Consider the following 18,362-nt stretch of genomic DNA (forward strand, 5'->3'; position numbering starts at 1 on the left):
CCCGTCCACTCGCCGTGCCCGTTTCCCGTGGATCGACCTCACGTATTCCCGCCGGCGGAAATCGTCCTGCCCCCGGCGGAGTCGACGGAAAACATCCTCCTCGTGATGCCGCCCGCTCACGGAAAGCGGGCCGTGTCCGCCCTTCACGGGTGACGCATCGCCCGGGGAAATACTCCACCGTGAGGTCACCGATGCGTGCGCCGACGGCGACGCCGCCGCGCCCCGCGCGCGACGTCGCAGCTCAGGTGGCGCTCCACGTCGCAAGCATGTCGATACGGAGCGGGTTCACGAAATCCTCCGGGGATCACTCCGGGGGATCGCGATTCCGAAAACCTTCGAAACCGTTGACATGTCCCTGCGGTATTTTCAGACTGAATTCCGAAGCGGTGTCACACCTTTTCTCCGCCACGGCGCCGGCCTCGACCTGGCCGCGCCCTGACGAACGCGCCCTTTCCCTGGACGCGGACGCCGCAGACGCGGATTCACTCCGCCGCACCCCTCCCCGCGTGATGTCCGTCCTGGAGGTTCCCTCATGCGTTCACCCACCCTTTCCCCGCCGGCCGTCCGCCGCAGAATCGGCAGCCTGTGCGCGGCGCTGATCGTCGGCTTCCTCGGCTCCGCCACCGTGCTGGTGGCTCCGCCCTCGCACGCCGCCGAGAGCACGCTCGGCCGCGCGGCGGCGCAGAGCGGCCGCTACTTCGGCACCGCCATCGCCTCGGGGCGGCTCAACGACACGGCGTACACGACGATCGCGAGCCGCGAGTTCAACTCGGTGACCGCCGAGAACGAGATGAAGATCGACGCCACCGAACCGCAGCAGGGGCAGTTCAACTTCACCGCCGGTGACCGTGTCCTCAACTGGGCGGTCCAGAACGGCAAGCAGGTACGGGGGCACACCCTGGCCTGGCACTCCCAGCAGCCCGGCTGGATGCAGAACCTCAGCGGCGGCGCGCTGCGCCAGGCCATGATCAACCACATCAACGGCGTGATGGCCCACTACAAGGGCAGGATCACCCAGTGGGACGTCGTGAACGAGGCCTTCGTCGACGGCACCTCGGGCGCCCGGCGCGACTCCAACCTGCAGCGCACCGGCAACGACTGGATCGAGGTCGCCTTCCGTACCGCGCGCGCCGCCGACCCGGCCGCCAAGCTCTGCTACAACGACTACAACGTCGAGAACTGGACCTGGGCCAAGACGCAGGCCATGTACGCCATGGTGCGGGACTTCAAGCAGCGCGGTGTGCCCATCGACTGCGTCGGCTTCCAGTCCCACTTCAACAACGACAGCCCCTACCACAGCAACTTCCGCACCACACTCCAGAACTTCGCCGCCCTCGGCGTCGACGTGGCCATCACCGAGCTCGACATCCAGGGCGCCTCGCCCACCACGTACGCCAACGTGGTGAACGACTGCCTGGCCGTCCCGCGCTGTGTCGGCATCACCGTCTGGGGCGTGCGCGACACCGACTCGTGGCGGGCGGAACACACGCCGCTGCTGTTCAACGGTGACGGCAGCAAGAAGCCCGCGTACGCCTCCGTCCTCAACGCGCTCAACGCCGGCTCCTCCACGCCGCCTCCGACCCCCTCCCCCGGCACCGGGCCGATCAAGGGAGTCGCTTCGGGCCGCTGTCTCGACGTCCCCGGATCCACCACGACCGACGGCACGCAGCTCCAGCTGTGGGACTGCAACAACCGCACCAACCAGCAGTGGACCTACACCGCCGCTGGTGAACTCCGGGTCCTCGGCGACAAATGCCTGGACGCCGCCGGCACCGCCAACGGCGCCAAGGTGCAGATCTACAGCTGCTGGGGCGGCGACAACCAGAAGTGGCGCCTCAACTCCGACGGGTCGATCGTCGGCGTCCAGTCCGGCCTCTGCCTCGACGCCGCCGCCAACGGCACCGCCAACGGGACCCTGATCCAGCTCTACTCCTGCTGGAACGGCGCCAACCAGCGCTGGTCCCGGGCCTGATCCGTCCCGTGCCCGTCGCTCCCACCGGAGCGACGGGCACGGCCGGTTCGGGGCGGTGCGCCGGACGGAGGGCGGGGTGCCGTCGTACGCGTCCGGTCCGAGGCATTTTCCGGTGCCGCCGGGACCGTTGACGGTGGCGGCGGGGCGTCACTACTCTGCGCCCCGATCCCCGCACCACGACCCTCGTTCACCACCGCCTGTTTTGGGAGCGCTCCCACACCGTCCGGCCGGGCGGGCGTCCGGCCGCCGGAGGGACCTCCCGCCCCCCCGGCACAGGGACCTGCCCGCCCCGGCACACTCCCCCTCCCGAAGGAGCCGCACATGCACCGCACCGCACCCCCCTTACTCCGCCGCCCTCTCCACCTCTCCGCCGCGCTCCTGACGGGTGCGCTCCTCCTCGGCGGACTCACGACCGCGCCCGCCGCCGCGGGCGCGTCCACCACGGCGGCGGCGACCACGGCCGTCCGCGTCAACCAGGTCGGCTACCTGCCCGACGGGCCGAAGCGCGCCACCGTCGTCACCACGGCGGCACAGGCGCTCGGCTGGCAGTTGCGGAACGCGGCCGGGACGGTGGTCGCCTCCGGTTCGACCGTCCCGCGCGGCGCGGACGCCCCTTCCGGGCAGTCCCTCCAGGTGGCCGACTTCTCGTCCCACCGGGAGACGGGCAGCGGATACGTCCTGACCGTGGACGGCAGCAGCAGCGTTCCCTTCGACATCCGCGCGAACCTCTACGACACGCTGCGCTCCGACGCGATGGCGTTCTTCCACCACCAGCGCAGCGGCATCGCGATCGACGCCTCACTGGTGGGCTCCGCCCACGCGCGCCCGGCCGGACACCTCGGCGTCGCGCCCAACAAGGGCGACACCTCCGTCCCCTGCCAGGCCACCGTGTGCGACTACACCCGGGACGTCAGAGGCGGCTGGTACGACGCCGGCGACCACGGCAAGTACGTGGTCAACGGCGGCCTCTCCACCTGGCTGCTCGTCAACTCCTTCGAGCGCGCCGACCGGGCCGGCAAGGGAGCCGCGCTGGGCGACTCCACCCTGCGCGTGCCCGAGCGCGGGAACGGCGTACCCGACGTCCTCGACGAGGCCCGGTGGGAGCTCGACTTCCTCATGCGGATGCAGGTGCCGGCGGGCAAGCCGTACGCGGGCATGGCGTTCCACAAGATCCACGACGCGGCCTGGACCGGCATGCCGATGCGCCCCGAGCTGGACCCCCAGCCGCGTGAACTGCACCGCCCGTCGACGGCGGCGACCCTGAACCTCGCGGCGGCCGCCGCGCAGTGCGCCCGGGTGTTCCGGCCGTACGACTCCGCCTACGCCGACCGCTGCCTCTCGGCCGCCCGCCAGGCATGGAGCGCCGCGAGGGCCAACCCCGCGGTGTACGCGCCGGATTCCGACAGCACGGGCGGCGGGCCCTACGGGGACACGCGGGTCACCGACGAGTTCTACTGGGCCGCCGCCGAGCTGTACGCGGCGACCGGTGAGAGCGCCTACCGGGACGCGGTCACCTCCTCGCCCTGGCACACCTCCGCCGACGCCTTCAGCCCCTACGGATTCGGCTGGGCCGACACCGCCGCGCTCGGCCGGCTCGTGCTGGCCACCGTGCCCACCGGACTGCCCGCGGCCGACACCGCCCGGATCCGCTCCTCCGTGACCGCCGCGGCCGACGGCTACCTGGCCAGGATGGCCGCCCAGGGGTACGCCGTGCCCGTCCCGGCGGACGGGTACTTCTGGGGCTCGAACGGCGAGGTCGCCAACGACGCGATCGTCATGGCCGTCGCCGGGGAGCTGACGGGTGACGCGCGCTACCGCGCCGGCGCCCTGGAGACGATGGACTACCTGCTGGGCCGCAACGCCCTGGGCCTGTCCTACGTCACCGGCCACGGCGAGACGTCCTCGCAGAACCAGCACCACCGCTTCTGGGCGCACCAGCTGGACCCCTCGCTGCCCCGCCCGCCGGCCGGTTCCCTCGCGGGCGGGCCCAACAGCGGACTCCAGGACCCGGTGGCCCAGGAGAGGCTCGCCGGCTGCGCCCCCGCGGCCTGCTACATCGACCACGTCGACTCGTACTCGACCAACGAAGTGGCGATCAACTGGAACGCCCCGCTGGCCTGGCTCGCCGCCTACGCCGCCGAGCGGGCCTCCGGCGGCGGTGAACCGCCGGCCGCCTCCTGCGCGGTCACCTACCGGGTGGACAACGCCTGGAGCACCGGCTTCACCGCGACCGTCACCGTCAGGAACACCGGCCCGACGGCCGTCGAGGGGTGGCAGCTGGCCTGGACGTACCCGGGCGGCCAGCGCGTCACGGGCTCCTGGAACGCCACCGTCACCCAGAGCGGCGGCGCCGTCGACGCCCGCAACACCGACTGGAACCGGACCCTCGCCCCCGGCGCGACCGTGAGCTTCGGGGTCCAGGGGACCCACAGCGGTGCGAACCCCTCCCCCACGGTCTTCACCCTCAACGGAAACGCCTGCGGCTGACCGTCGCCGGCGGGGCCCGGACGGACCCCTCCGCCCGGGCCCCGCCGGCCGCCCCGGACGTGGAACCGGGACGCGGGCCTCTCGCGGCGGAATCGCGCCGGGTGGCCGGGAGGCGCCGGTGGGGAGGCGGTGTGGCGCGCCGCCCGCCGGGCGTGGTCCGATGCGTACACGCCAATAGTGCGCGTGGGGGAACTTCCGGCCGGCCCCGCCGAGCACAGCCGGCGGGGGGTGCGGAGCGAGGCGTGTGGCGTGCGGAAACGGCCCTCCGGACCGGTGCTTCACGTTTTCTCCGCGAGGCCTTCACGGGATGCGCGCTTTCGGCCGTCGGCCTCTCCGGGGGCTCCCGGCGGGGAAGACGGCGGGTCGCGGCGCTGCCTAGCCTCCCGGGCCATGCGATCACTCCTCACGCGACGCCTCGGGCTCACCACCGTCCTCGCCCTGTGCCTCGCCCTGTTCGGCCTGGCCCCGTCCGCGAGCGCGGCGACCCCGGCCGCCGCCCAGCTGACGTTCAGCACCAGCGCCGCCACGACCACGCCGGGCGGCTCCGTGGAGCTCTCGATGACGCTCACCAACAACAAGACCTACGACATCTGGTTCGTCTACCAGACCATCGACCCGACCTGGCTCACCAACCAGCGCCCGGACCTGAAGTACGCGTTCACCGGCTGCACCCTGACCGGTCCGAGCGGCAGCAGCGCCTGTTCCGGCACCGGCCCGGCCGACCTGGGCGCCAACTACGGGGCCACCATCCCGCCCGGCCAGAGCCGCACCGTCACGCTGACCCTCAAGGTCGCCGCCGACTCCGGCTGCAACGGCAACATCGGCTTCTACTCGTACTTCTACGCCGAGTTCAGCGACAGCTCGAACGTCAGCGGCGGCCCGGTCCACACCCCCGAGACGCGCGTCCTCTGCGCCTGACGGCCCCGGCTCCGGGCCGAACCGGGGCCGTGATCCGGCCAAGGACCGCTCACCCGACCGGTCTGGACCTCTGAATGTTCCACCGGCGGCTTCCCGGGCCCGCCGGTGGAACTCTTTCCCGTCCCGCTTGGCCGGGAGGCCCCCCGGGCAACCGGCACGGGCGGGCCCGGGAGCCGTCGGAGCCCGGCCCGGTCGGCGTGCGGACGCCAGGGACCGACCACGATTTTCCGCCAGCTTGAGCAGCACGACCACGAAAGCTCCACAGATACCTCACCATTTGACGCGACGGACGCGTGGACGACCGGCCTTCGAGGGGGATGCCGGCGTCGCACGAGGGGGTGCGTCCGCTCCGCGGAGCCATGACCACCCCTGTGCTCCGGGAGGGGACACCCACCGCATGAAGCGGATATCAGGCACCACCTTGCTCGCCACGGGCGCGCTGCTGGCAGGACTCGTCCTGCCGGGAACGGCGGCCCGTGCCGCCGCGCCGGAACCGCGCGTGGACCTGCGGGTCCTGGTCGTCTCCGACGGCGGCCCGGCCACCGAGGCCATCGCCGCCGAACTGGACGTGGCGGGCACGCCGTACACGCGGATCGACCTCACCCGCGCCGACCGTCCGGTGATCGACGCCGGATACCTCGCGGACACCGTCGACGGCCGGCCCCGGGCCAGGTTCCAGGCGGTCGTCCTGCCGAACGACAACCCGTTCCCGGCCCGGTCGCCCGAGATGGCGGCGCTCGCCTCGTACGAGCGGACCTACGGCATTCCGCAGGTCGACGCCTACACCTACGCCCGGCCCGAGGCGGGACTCCAGTACCCGGTGTACGGCGGCTACTCCGGCAGCCTCGACGGAGTGACCGCCCAGGTCACCCCCGCGGGCCGCTCCGGCCCCTTCGGATACCTGGACGGAGCGGTTCCCTTCGAGGACAATTCGCCGACCGTGGGCGAGAGTTACGCCTACCTGTCGGCCCCGGTCACCGGCGCGGACTTCACGCCGTACGTCCAGGCGACGATCCCCGGCACCACGAGGCGGGGCTCGCTGGTCGGCGAGTACCGCCACGACGGGCGGCGCGAGCTCGTCGTCACCTTCGTCTACAACCGTCACCAGCAGCAGTACCGCCTGCTGGCCCGCGGCATCGTGGAGTGGATGACCGGCGGCGTGCACCTGGGGGCCTCCCGCAACTACTTCGCCGTCCATGTCGACGACGTCTTCGCCGCCGACGACCGCTGGAACTCGGTGCTCAACTGCACCCCCGGCGACGTCGACTGCACCGACCCGAACGCCACCCCCGACCCCATCCGGATGACACCGGCCGACGTCGACCACGCCGCCGCCTGGCAGGCCGCGCGCGGCTTCACCCTCGACATGGCCTACAACGGCGCGGGCAGCGTGGACCACCGGGAGGACAACGGCGGGGCCGATCCGCTCGCCGACCGCTTCCTCGCCCGGCGTGACGACTTCCGCTGGATCAACCACACCTACACCCACGCCTTCCTCGGCTGCGAGCAGGACACCACCGTCGTGCCCTGGCGGTGCGCCACCCGCCCGGACGGCTCCGTGAAGTGGGTGAGCCGCGAGGACGTCTCCGACGAGATCGCGCTCAACCGCGTCTGGGGCCAGGTCGCCGGGCTCCCCCTGGACAACGGCGAACTCGTCACCGGTGAGCACTCCGGGCTGCGCGTCCTGCCGCAGCAGCCCGTCGACAACCCTCACCTGGGCCCCGCCCTCGCCGACAACCGCGTCACCTGGCTGGCCTCGGACAACTCCCGGGAGAGCGGCGGCCAGCGGCGGGTCGGGCCGGCCACCACCGTCCCCCGGTACCCGATGAACGTCTTCTACAACGCGGGCCGGGCGGCCGAGCAGGTCGACGAGTACAACTGGATCTACACCAGCCGCGCCCAGGGCGGCAGCGGCATCTGCGAGGACAACCCGGCCACCACCACCTGCCTGCCGGCCCCGCTCGACCCGGCCACCGGGTACGCCGGCCACATCGTGCCGGTGGAGCGGCGGATCGCGCTCGGACACGTCCTCGCCAACGACCCGAAGCCGCACTTCATCCACCAGTCGAACCTCGCCGAGGACCGCATCGCCTACCCCGTCCTCGACGGTGTGCTCGACTCCTACGACGCCCTGTTCACCCCGGCGGCCCCCGTCGTCAACCTGCGGATGCGGGACATCGGGCGGGAGCTCCAGCGGCGCGAGGCCTGGGGGACGGCCGTCCGGGACGGGCGGGTCACCGCCCACCGCGTCGGCACCACGGTCACCGTCGAGGGCCCCGCCGGCCTCGACGTCCCGGCCACCATGCCGGAGGGCACCCTGCGGGCCGGCTCCGCCTTCGGGGAGGCGTACGCGGGCACCCGCTCCGGCTGGACCGCCCTCACCACGGCCCCGCTCGGCCTGGCGCTCCCCGCGCCCGCCGCGGCCCCGGCCGGCGATCCGGACGCCACGGCCCCGGCCCCCGCTCCGGCCCCCGCGCCCCCCGTCCGGGTCCCCGAGGGCGTCACCGCCCAGGTCCGGCCCGGCGCCGGCGGCTGACCGCACGTCCCCCGTGTCCCGGCCGCCCACCCGCGGCCGGGACCGGCACCACCACCCCCACCACGGCCGTGGAGCACACCCATGCACATACCCCAGGGCGTCCGGCGCGACGGCGCCCCGCGCGTCACCCTCCTCACCGAAGGCACGTACCCGCACAGCCACGGCGGGGTGAGCGTCTGGTGCGACCAGCTCGTCACCGGGATGCCCGACATCCGGTTCGACGTCATCGCCGTCACCGGCACCGGCCGGGAGCCCCTGGCGTGGGAGCCGCCCGCCAACGTGGGGAACGTGCTGTCCGTACCGATGTGGGGTACGCCGCCGCCCGGCCACGCGCCACGGGGCCGGGCCCGCAAGCGGCTGGCCGCCACGTACGAGACGTTCCTGGAGGCGCTGCTCGACCCGGCCGCCGAGCACCACTTCGGCCCGGCCCTGCACGGCCTGGCGCGGGCCGCCGCCGACGGGCTGCTCGGCCCCTTCCTCCGCGGCGACACGGCGATATCCGTCCTCACCTCCGTCTGGCGGCGGCCCGGGCTCGCCGTCCGCGAGGCGCGGCCGACCGTGCACGACGCCCTCACCGCCACCGGCCTCCTGGAGCACGCCCTGCGCCCGCTGGCCGCGCCGCCGCCGGCCGAGGGGGTCGCGCACGCCGTCAGCGGCGGCGTGGCCGTCCTGCCCGGGCTCGCCGCGCTCGAACGCCACGGCGTGCCGCTGCTCCTGACGGAACACGGGGTCTACCTGCGCGAGCGCTACCTCGGCTACCGCACGGCCCCCTACCGCTGGCCCGTCAAGGCCGTGATCCTCGGCTTCTTCCGGCTGCTCGCGGAGGAGAGCTACCGACGGGCGGCCCTCATCACCCCCGGCAACCGCTACAACCGGCTGTGGGAGGAGGAGGGCGGCGCCGACCCGGCGGCCATCCGCACCGTCTACAACGGCGTCGACCCGGCGGCCTTCCCGCCCGCCGGGCCGGAACCGGACACCCTCACCCTCAGCTGGGCCGGCCGGGTGGACCCCATCAAGGACCTGGAGACGCTCATCCGCGCCTTCGCGCTCGTCCGCGACCGGCTGCCGGACGTCCGCCTGCGGCTCTTCGGCGGCACCCCGCGCGGCGGGGAGGCCTACCGGGAGCGCTGCGAGGCGCTCGCCGCCTCGCTCGGCCACGCGCAGGCCGTGACCTTCGAGGGCCGGGTCGACGACATCCGCGACGCCTACGCGGCCGGCAACGTGGTGATGCTGTCCAGCATCAGCGAAGGCTTCCCGTTCACCCTGATCGAGGCCATGTCCTGCGGCCGGGCGACCGTCTCCACGGACGTCGGGGGCGTCCGGGAGGCCGTCGGTGACACCGGTCTCGTCGTCCCGCCGCGCGACCCCGGGGCGATGGCGGCGGCCGCGCTCGAACTCCTCGCCGACGCCGGCCGCCGCAAGGCCATGGGGGAGGCCGCCCGCCTGCGGGTGATCGAGCAGTTCACCCTCCGGCAGACCATCGACACCTTCCGCGCCATCTACCACGAACTGGCCGACGGACGGCGTGCGGTGGAGGCCGTGCCCGCCCGCGTCGTCCTGCCCGCCCCGGCCGTCACCGGCACCGGGAGCCTCGCCGGATGAGCGGCCCGATGTCCCTGGAACCCGGCGGCACCGAACAGGACACGCTGGCCATCCGGCTGGCCGCGCCCCGTCCGCGCCGGCGCCTCCTCGACTCCCCCACCCTGGCGATCCGGCTGCCCGGCGGCGGCCCCGACGAGGAGGCGGTCAGCGCGCTCGCCGCCGAACTCGCCGACCGGATCGGCCCCGCCGTGCACCCCTACGAGGTCGCCGCGCTCCTGGAGGCGGACGGCCTCTCCGCCACCGTCGTCAAGGAACGGTACGGCCACCCCACCCTGTTCTCCCTGGCCGCCGCGCTCCACGCGCGCGTGCCCCGGACCTTCCCGGAACCGCCCGCCTCGCCCGACCCCTGGCGCCCCGACACCCTGCGGTGCCTGCTGCGCGGGCTGCTGTTCGCCCTGCCCGCCCTCGCCTACCTCCTCACCGCTCCGCTGTGGAACGTGGGCCGGAGCGCCCCGGTCCTCATGGTGGCGGGCGCCGTCTCCTGGGCATGGGGGCAGGGTCTCGGGCACCGGGCCCATCTCCGGCTCGTCGCCGGCCGACGCGAGGCCGGGCGCACCCTGCTGGCCGGCTCCGCGCTCGGCGCGGCCGTGGCGACCGGGCTGGCCGCCGTGCCCGCCGGCGGCGGCCCGGTCACGGCCGTCGCGGCGGCCCAGTCGCTCTACCTGGCGGGCGCGGGCGTGCTCCTGGTCCTCGGCCGGGAGCGGCTGCTGCTCCTCGCGCTCACCCCGCTGATCGCCGGCGCCGCCGTCCTCCCCTGGTGGGAGCCGGGCGCCCTGATCCGGCTGGCCCTGCCGCTGCTGGCGCTCCTGCTGACGCTCGCGGCGGCGGCGAGGGTCCTCTCCGGCTGCCTCGCCGCGCCCGCCGCGCCCGGCGGCGCTCCCCGGCCCCGGCTGCGGGCCTCGGTGCCGTACGGCCTCTTCGGTCTGGCCGCGGCCGTGCTGACGATGCTGCTGGGCCGCGAGGAGCCGTACGCGGTCATCGTGCTGACGCTCAGCATGGGACCGGCCGAGTGGCTGCTCCACCGCTACCGGGGCTGGTCGGTGAGTGCCCTGCGCGCCACCGCCACGCCCGGCGCGTTCCTGCTCCGCTCCTGCGGCGTCCTCGCCGGCTGCGTCGGCGGCTACCTGCTGCCGTTGCTGCCGGCGGCACTGCTGACCGGCTCCGATCCGGCGGCCCTGCTCGCCCTGGCGGCGGCGCTGTGGACGGCGCTCCTGCTCCAGGCGTTCGGCGTGGCGTGGCCGCCGGCGCTCGTCTGCCTCGCCGCCGCCACGGTCGCCGGGACGGTCGCCTGGACGACGGGGCCGCCCGGTCCGGCCGCGCTCCTGCCGGCGGTCTGCGGTCCGGCCGCCGTCTGTCTCGTCGCCCTCGCCGTCACCGTCCTGGGCCGGCCGTCCCCGCACGTCTGACCCGCCCGGCCGCCCGGCCGACCCCTCCCGCCGTCCCGTCCCGAAAGGACCCGTCCATGACCTCCGCACCGCTCGCCGCCGTCACCGGAGCCGAGGGCTTCATCGGCTCGCACCTCACCGAGGCGCTCGTCGCGTCCGGCCACCGGGTGCGGGCCATGGCCCAGTACAACTCCTTCTCCTCCTACGGCTGGCTGGAGACCCTCGCCCCCGACGTCCTCGACCAGGTGGAGATCGTCCTCGGTGACGTCCGCGACCCCGGCTCCGTGCGCGGGCTGCTCGAAGGCGCCGACTGCGCCTACCACCTGGCGGCGCTGATCGCGATCCCGTACTCCTACCAGGCGCCGCACAGCTACGTGGACACCAACGTCACGGGCACGCTCAACGTCCTGGAGGCGGTGCGCGCCCTGGGCACCCCCCGGCTGGTGCACACCTCGACCAGCGAGACCTACGGCACGGCCCGGACGGTCCCCATCACCGAGGACCATCCGATCAACACCCAGTCCCCGTACGCCGCTTCGAAGGCGGGCGGTGACCGGCTGGCCGACAGCTACCACGCCAGCTTCGGCACGCCCGTGGTCACCCTGCGTCCGTTCAACACCTTCGGGCCGCGCCAGTCGATGCGGGCGGTGATCCCCACCGTCATCGGGCAGGTCGCCGCCGGGGAGCGCACCCTGACCCTCGGAGACCTGCGTCCCACCCGGGACTTCACCTTCGTCGAGGACACCGCGCGGGCGTTCCTCGCCGTGGGGACGGCCCCCGCGGAGCGGGTCGTGGGCCGCACCTTCAACGCCGGGACGGGCGGCGAGATCTCCGTGGGCGACCTGGTCGCCCTCATCGGCAAGGTGATGGACGCGCCGCTGGACGTCCGCGAGGATCCCGCGCGGCTGCGGCCCGCCGCCTCCGAGGTGATGCGGCTGGTCGCCGACGCGTCCCGGCTGACCGAGGCCACCGGCTGGCGGCCGGGCCACTCCCTGGAGGAGGGCCTGGCCCGGACCGCCGAGTGGTTCACCGACCCGGCCCACCTGGCCCGCTACAAGACCGGCATCTACAACATCTGACGCGTCGTCACCCTCACCGTCCGCTCCACCGGCACGCACCCCGCAGGAGGAATGCCATGCACGCTGTGATCCTGGCCGGAGGAAAGGGCGTGCGGCTCCGGCCGTACACCACCGCCCTTCCCAAGCCGCTCGTCCCGATCGGCGACCAGCACGCCATCCTGGAGATCGTGCTGCGGCAGCTCTCCACGGCCGGCTTCACCCACTGCACCCTCGCCATCGGCCACCTGGGTGAGATCATCCGCGCCTACGTCGGCGACGGCTCGCAGTGGGGCCTGAGCATCGACTACGCCACGGAGGAGAGCCCGCTCGGCACGATGGGCCCGCTGCTCACCCTGCGGGACCGGCTGCCGGAACACTTCCTGGTCATGAACGGGGACGTCCTCACCGATCTCGACTACGCCGACGTCCTGCGGCAGCACCGGCGTTCGGCGGCCCCCCTCACCATCGCCACCTACGCCCGCAAGGTGCACATCGACTTCGGGGTGCTCACCACGGCCGACAGCCGGGTGGTCGCCTTCACCGAGAAGCCCAGCATCGACTACCGGGTGTCCATGGGCGTCTACGGCGTCTCCCTCTCCACCCTGGACGCCTACACGCCCGGGCTGCCGCTCGGCTTCGACGAGCTGGTGCTCGACCTGCTCGCCGCGCACACCCCGCCGCACGCCTACGAGTTCGACGGCTACTGGCTCGACATCGGCCGCCCCGACGACTACGACCGGGCGAACGCCGAATTCACCAGCCGCAAGGCCATGCTGCTCAAGGGAGCCTGAGCACCGATGCGCATCCTTCTCCTCGGCGCCGGCGGATACCTGGGCGGCCATGTCTCCGAGCGGCTGCGGGCCCGCCCCGGCACCACCGTGCTCACCGGGGGCCGCTCCCCGGCGGCCGACGTCCCCGTGGACCTCGCCGCCGGCCGTCCCCGCGAGATGGCCCGGGTGCTCGCGGCGGCGGCGCCCGACGCCGTCGTCAACTGCGCCGGAGCGACCGGCGGCGACGCCGTCCACCTCGCGGAGGCCAACGCGCGCGGCCCGGCCGCGCTGTGCGCGGCGCTGCGGGAGGCCGCGCCCGGCGCGCGGCTGGTCCACCTCGGCTCCGCCGCCGAGTACGGTCCGGGCCACCCCGGCCGTCCGGCGGCGGAGGCCGACCCGTGCGCCCCGGCCGGGCCGTACGGGGCGACCAAGCTGGCCGGGACGGTGGCGGTGACGGCGTCCGGCCTGGACGCCGTGGTGCTCCGGGTCGGCAACCCGGTGGGGCCCGGGGCGCCCGCGACCGGGCTGCCGGGCCGGGTCGCGGACCTGCTGGCCGGCCTGGCGGCCCGGCGGCCGGGGGCGGAGGCGGAGCAGGTGCTGAGGCTGGGTGACCTGTCGGCGTACCGCGACTTCGTCGACGTGCGGGACGTGGCGCGCGCGGTGGAGCTGGCGGCCACCGCCGCCGGCCCCCTGCCGCCCGTCCTCAACGTCTCGGGCGGGCAGGCCGTGCCCGTACGGGAACTGGTGCGGCGCCTGGCGGACGCGGCCGGGTTCACCGGCCGGATCGACGAGGGGGACGGCGGCTCCGAGCGGTCCGCCCGCGTCTCCTGGCAGTGCTCCTCCGTCACCGCCGCCCGCGAGGCCCTCGGCTGGCGGCCCGCGCACTCCCTCGGCGACTCGGCCGCCGCGCTGTGGGCGGCGCGGGCACCGGCCCGCGCCCCCGAGGAGGTGGCCGCGCCGTGAACCTGCTGATCCCGCTGTACGTCCACCCCGCCGAGGACCCGGAGGCGTGGCGGCGGCTGCTCACGGCGACCGAGCGGACCTACGGGGTGGTGATCAACCCGGCGAGCGGTCCCGGGGACGCGCCGGATCCGGCCTTCACGGCGGCGGCCCGGGCCCTGAGCGCCACCGGGGCCCGGCTCCTCGGCTACGTGGACACCGACTACGGGGTGCGCGGGACGGAGCGCGTCATCGCCGACTGGAGGCGGCACCGCGAGTGGTACGGGGTGGACGGCTGTTTCCTGGACCGGACGACCGCCCGCCGGGAGGGGCTGGCGGAGTGCCGGCGCCTGGTGCGCGGGCTGCGCCGGGCCGGGGCGACGGCCGTCGTCCTCAACCCCGGCGTCCACCCGGCCCCCGGCTACGCCCGGCTGGCCGACCTGACCGTCACCTTCGAGGGGCCGTGGTCGACGTACGTGTCCGGGTTCAGCCGGCCGGGGTGGGCGGCGCGGCCGTCCTCGGGCCGGCTGTGCCACCTCGTGTACGGGGTGCCGCGGCCGCTGGTGCCGCTCGCCGTGCGGACGGCGCGGGAGCGGGGAGCGGCGGTCTGCGGTCCGGTGACGGGCGAACTGCCCAACCCATGGGCGGGGTTGACCCCCGCGCTGACGGAGGCGGAACGGTGAACCGCCGGGGCCTCCGGGCGGCCGCCGTGGCGGTCCTGCTGCTGCCGGCCGCGCTCGCGGGGTGCGGCGGGGCGGGGACGGATGCCGGTGCGGCCCCGACGGCTCCCGCCCGTACGGCTCCGTCCGACCGGCCGGCGTCCCCGGACCCCACCCGCTCCCCCGGCCGTACGGCGGCCCCGGAGCGTACGGCGCGGCCCGGGGGCGCTCCCCCCGCCGGCCGGAGGTGGCAGCCGCGGCCCGGTCTGAGCTGGCAGTGGCAGCTCGACGGCCGGGTCGATCCCTCGGTCGACGTGGCGGTGTACGACATCGACGGGTTCGAGAACGGCGCCGCCGACGTGGCCCGGCTGCACCGGGCCGGGCGGAAGGTCATCTGCTACGTGAACGTCGGCGCCTGGGAGGACTTCCGCCCCGACCGCGACGCCTTCCCCCGGTCCGTCCTGGGCCGCCCCAACGGCTGGGACGGGGAGCGCTGGCTCGACATCCGCCGCCTGGAGGTGCTGCGCCCGCTCATGGAACGGCGCTTCGACATGTGCCGTGACAAGGGGTTCGACGCCGTCGAGCCGGACCTGGTCGAGGGATACGCGAACGACACCGGGTTCCCGCTGACGGCCCGGGACCAGCTCCGCTACAACCGCATGATCGCCGCCATCGCCCATGAGCGGGGTCTTGCGGTGGGACTGAAGAACGACCTGGCCCAGATCCCCGCGCTCGTCGGCGACTTCGACTTCGCGGTCAACGAGGAGTGCGCGGAGTTCGGTGAGTGCGCCCTGCTCGAACCGTTCGTCGCCGCCGGGAAGGCCGTCTTCCACGTGGAGTACACGGAGCCGGCCCACCGCTTCTGCCCCGAGGCCCGAGCCCTGCGCCTGTCGTCGATGCTGAAGCACCCGGAACTCGACGTCTGGCGCCGGCCCTGCTGACCCCGGCCGGCTCCGCGTGTCCGCCGCGCCACGCGACGGCGGCGATCACGCCGGGAGGAACGGCTCCGTCAGATGGGGCGTCGCCAGGTGCAGCGTGGCGGCCGGGTCGCGGCCGAGCATGCGCCGTCTCGACACCCGCGCGGCCCCGGGGTCGACCTCGTGCGCGTAGGCGAGATCCGGGTGGAGGAGCTGGAGCGCGTGCACCAGGAGGTCGCCGGTGACGAGAGCCTGCTCGTGGCCGGCGGTGACCAGCACGCTCTGGTGGCCGGGGGTGTGACCGGGTGTGGCGACCGCGCGTCCGGCGCGCAGCGGGGTGTCGCCGTCGAGGAGCCGGAGCCGGCCGGCGGCCGACAGCGGGTCGATGAGGGTCTCGCGGAGCTGCGGGTTGAGCGAGTCGAGGGCGTCGAACTCGGTGCGCTGGAGGAGGTATTCGGCGTGGGGGAAGTAGGGGCGGCGGCCCGGGGTGCCGCCGTCCGCCGCGCCGCCCGCCGGGGGGACGGCTGCCTCGGTCACGACCGCCCATCCGACGTGGTCGGTGTGCAGGTGGGTGAGCACCACGGTGTCGACGTCCGCCGGGTCGACGCCCGCGGCGGCGAGCGAGGCGGGGAGCGCGCCGGGCACGGGCGCCCACGAGGCTGCCGGACCGTCGGCGGGACCGATACCGGCGTCCACGACGGTGACGCCCTTGTCGCTGCGGATCGCGTACGCCCGGAACTGCAGCCGCCAGCGGCCCTCGGTGTCGACCGCGCCCGGATCGAAGCGGTCGGCCTCGGCCCACTGGGCGGCCGTGGCCTCGGGGAAGACCTCCTCGCGGGGCGAGAAGAACGGGCCCTCGCCGTCGGCCAGGGCGATGATCTCGGTCGAGCCGATCCGGAGGCGGGGAACGCTGAGGGACATGGCCGCGATCCTGCCATGCCCCTCATGCGCGCGGCGACCCGGTCCGCGCCGTACCGGCCCCGACCCGTGCGAGGCCAAGACGGCCCGCAGGCAGGGTGGTTGCGGGCCGACCGCGACCGGTGCCGTTCGGTGCCCGGATCCGAGACGACTGTGCGGGGAATCGGGGACGAGCGGAGCGCGGAAGGCGGCCGCCGCCCGGAGGGGGCCCCGCGGCCGTCCGGTTTCCGGTGCGCGGTCATAATGCGCGGGTGAGCAGACACCCCGTGCCGTTGGCCGCCGAGCACATACCCCCCGGTGCCGTCCCCTGGCGGACCCCCGACGCCCGGCGCTGGCTCGCCGCGGTGCCCGCCGGATGGGCGCATCCCGGGTGGGCGCTGGCGGCGCTGGCCGGCTCGTTCGCGTGGGACGTGGCGGCAGCTCCTGTCGCGCCGTGCACCTCCGCCGACCCCTGCGGTACCGACTGGCCGGGGCTGGGAGCGGCCGCCGTGCTGGTGTTGACGTGGTACTGGGTGTGGCGGCAGCCGCGGCTCGCGCTCGCCGGGCTGGGGGGCACGCTGGCGGTCTTCGCCGTGCAGGGCGGCTTCACGGCGGCCTTCGGCGAACCGTCGGCGCTCGCGTTCCTGCTGGCGGTCGCGTTCACCGCCGCCGGCCTCGTCCACCGGCTGGCCGCCGCCGGCCGGCAGCGGGCACGGGCGCTCGCCGCCGCCGGACCGGTCGTGCATCCGCTGCCCGCCGCGGCGGGGACGTTCCGGCGGGGCCGGTTCTCCTTCGTTCTCGCGGCGCTGCTGCTGGCCGTCGCCGCGTTCGGCTTCCTGCGGGCCGGGCAGATCGCCGGCGCGTACGAGGAACGGGCCGCGGGAGCGACCCAGCTGACCGGACGGGTCACGGGCCTGGAGCAGGACGCCGACACCGACGTCCTGGAGGTGGAGGCCGGCGGACGTACCCATCGCTTCGAGACGGCCTACCCCGAGGACTTCCCCGTGGGCAGCCGGGTGGACATCGTCGTGGCGGGTGACTGGGCGGCACTGGTCGCGGAGCCGTACGACGTCTTCGGCTGGGAGCTGCTGGTGCTGGCCGGCTCCGTCGCGGGGACGGCGTTCCTCGCCAACGGTGTGGACGGGCGGACACGTGCGAAGCGGTTGCGGGGCGAACCGCTGCCGGTGCTGCGTGTCCTGGTGCGCGAAGGTCATGACGACGGCCGTACCTGGGTGTTCGCGGCCGACGACCGGGAGGGCCTGCGGCCGATTCTGTCCTTCCACTCCCTGCACGCCTTCGGGGAACGGGACGAGGACGATGCCGAGGAGGACGACGACCTGGAGGCCGCGGTCGCCCTCGACAAGGTCGTGGAGATCCTCAGGGGCGAGGACCCTCTCCCCCCGCTGCGGGAGGCCGTCCTGTACGGGGTCCCCTGCACCGGCGCGGAACTCGTCTTCGTCGCGCCCGAGGGGCCGGACGGCGACGAGGTGTCGGTGGAGTGCAGCGTCACCGCGGTGAAGCCGGCCGTCCCGGCGTCGGCGGAGGATTGGCACCGTACGGGATCGAGCCGGCGCCGGCCCCGTGACGGGAGCGGCGTCGCCCCGCCCACGTCGGCCCCGCGGGTGTGGCGGGCCCACGGCTTCTCGCGCGCGGTGGGCCTCGCTCTGCTCGTGGTGCAGGGCGGCGGCATCTGGGCCGCGCTCGACGACGGGCCCTCGTGGTCCTGGCTGTGGCTGCCGCTGGGCCTGCCGTGGCTGCTCACGGCCGTCGCGACGGCGCTCACCTGGCGTGTCACCGCAGACCGCGACGGGCTGTGGGTCATGGGAGCCTGGCGCGTGCGGCAGGTGCCGTGGGACGTCATCACCGGGGTGCGGCACTCCGACGACCGCATCCGCGTGGACCGGGCGGAGGACTCCCCCGTCGAGCTCTCCCCCACCGGCTGGGCCTGGCTGGAGCGCCGCCTGGGCCGCGAGCCGCGGGCGGTGCGCGCCACCGAGGAGCTGCGGGCGCTCGTGCTCCGACCGGAGCTGCGGCCGCTCGGGAAGGCATCGGCCGGGCGGCAGGGCATGCCCGTCGGGCCGCCGCTGTCGGCCCTGTCCGTGCTGTGGGGTGCGGCGGTCCTGCTTCTCCTGTGACGCCTCGGCGGCGCCCCGTTCCGCGAACGGCGACCGCGGCCCGGTCCGGAAGGGAACTCCGCCGGTGTCCGATCGGCCCTGGTTACC

Annotated in this window: 13 protein-coding genes; 12 read left to right on the top strand and 1 reads right to left on the bottom strand. The window is 74.7% G+C overall.

Going from position 1 to position 18,362, the window contains the following annotated elements:
- The first annotated feature begins 532 nt into the window (after positions 1-532).
- From ACFY60_RS18805 to ACFY60_RS18855, 11 genes are all read left to right on the top strand, one after another.
- Positions 533-1,972, top strand: a complete 1,440-nt coding sequence (locus ACFY60_RS18805; RefSeq protein WP_388611819.1) for an endo-1,4-beta-xylanase — start codon at positions 533-535, stop codon at positions 1,970-1,972.
- 321 nt (positions 1,973-2,293) lie between these two features.
- Entirely contained in the window at positions 2,294-4,459 is a 2,166-nt protein-coding gene (locus ACFY60_RS18810; protein WP_388611820.1) for a glycoside hydrolase family 9 protein, read from the top strand.
- 390 nt (positions 4,460-4,849) lie between these two features.
- A complete protein-coding gene (locus ACFY60_RS18815) occupies positions 4,850-5,377 on the top strand; it encodes a hypothetical protein (RefSeq protein WP_388611821.1) in 528 nt (175 codons plus the stop codon).
- A 397-nt stretch (positions 5,378-5,774) separates the two neighbouring features.
- On the top strand, positions 5,775-7,913 hold the full coding sequence (locus ACFY60_RS18820) for a hypothetical protein (protein WP_388611822.1): 2,139 nt from the start codon (positions 5,775-5,777) through the stop codon (positions 7,911-7,913).
- Positions 7,914-7,994: 81 nt separating this feature from the next.
- Positions 7,995-9,515 (top strand): GT4 family glycosyltransferase PelF, encoded by a 1,521-nt coding sequence (gene pelF, locus ACFY60_RS18825; protein WP_388611823.1) that lies wholly within the window; start codon positions 7,995-7,997, stop codon positions 9,513-9,515.
- Positions 9,512-10,921 carry a hypothetical protein gene (locus tag ACFY60_RS18830; RefSeq protein ID WP_388611825.1) on the top strand — a complete coding sequence of 470 codons (1,410 nt, stop codon included), beginning with the start codon at positions 9,512-9,514 and terminating at the stop codon, positions 10,919-10,921. The genes pelF and ACFY60_RS18830 overlap by 4 nt, the downstream gene beginning before the upstream one ends.
- 56 nt (positions 10,922-10,977) lie before the next feature.
- Positions 10,978-11,979, top strand: coding sequence for a GDP-mannose 4,6-dehydratase (locus tag ACFY60_RS18835; protein WP_388611827.1), 1,002 nt, complete (start codon positions 10,978-10,980; stop codon positions 11,977-11,979).
- A 56-nt stretch (positions 11,980-12,035) separates the two neighbouring features.
- The gene (locus tag ACFY60_RS18840; RefSeq protein WP_388611829.1) at positions 12,036-12,749 is read left to right on the top strand and encodes an NDP-sugar synthase; all 714 of its coding nucleotides are present in this window, start codon (positions 12,036-12,038) and stop codon (positions 12,747-12,749) included.
- 6 nt (positions 12,750-12,755) lie between these two features.
- Positions 12,756-13,691 (top strand): NAD-dependent epimerase/dehydratase family protein, encoded by a 936-nt coding sequence (locus ACFY60_RS18845; protein ID WP_388611831.1) that lies wholly within the window; start codon positions 12,756-12,758, stop codon positions 13,689-13,691.
- Positions 13,688-14,350 (top strand): spherulation-specific family 4 protein, encoded by a 663-nt coding sequence (locus tag ACFY60_RS18850; protein WP_388611833.1) that lies wholly within the window; start codon positions 13,688-13,690, stop codon positions 14,348-14,350. Before ACFY60_RS18845 ends, ACFY60_RS18850 begins: the two co-directional genes overlap by 4 nt.
- Positions 14,308-15,267 carry an endo alpha-1,4 polygalactosaminidase gene (locus tag ACFY60_RS18855; RefSeq protein ID WP_388611835.1) on the top strand — a complete coding sequence of 320 codons (960 nt, stop codon included), beginning with the start codon at positions 14,308-14,310 and terminating at the stop codon, positions 15,265-15,267. The genes ACFY60_RS18850 and ACFY60_RS18855 overlap by 43 nt, the downstream gene beginning before the upstream one ends.
- A gap of 45 nt (positions 15,268-15,312) precedes the next feature.
- Here the strand turns inward: ACFY60_RS18855 and ACFY60_RS18860 are convergent, their stop codons facing one another.
- The gene (locus tag ACFY60_RS18860; RefSeq protein WP_388611837.1) at positions 15,313-16,164 is read right to left on the bottom strand and encodes an MBL fold metallo-hydrolase; all 852 of its coding nucleotides are present in this window, start codon (positions 16,162-16,164) and stop codon (positions 15,313-15,315) included.
- Positions 16,165-16,412: 248 nt separating this feature from the next.
- Between ACFY60_RS18860 and ACFY60_RS18865 the strand changes: the two genes are divergently transcribed.
- Positions 16,413-18,275, top strand: a complete 1,863-nt coding sequence (locus ACFY60_RS18865) for a hypothetical protein (protein WP_388611839.1) — start codon at positions 16,413-16,415, stop codon at positions 18,273-18,275.
- The last annotated feature ends 87 nt before the right edge of the window (positions 18,276-18,362 follow it).

This window comes from Streptomyces sp. NPDC012827, from assembly GCF_042900905.1.
Taxonomy (GTDB): Bacteria; Actinomycetota; Actinomycetes; order Streptomycetales; family Streptomycetaceae; genus Streptomyces; species Streptomyces gulbargensis.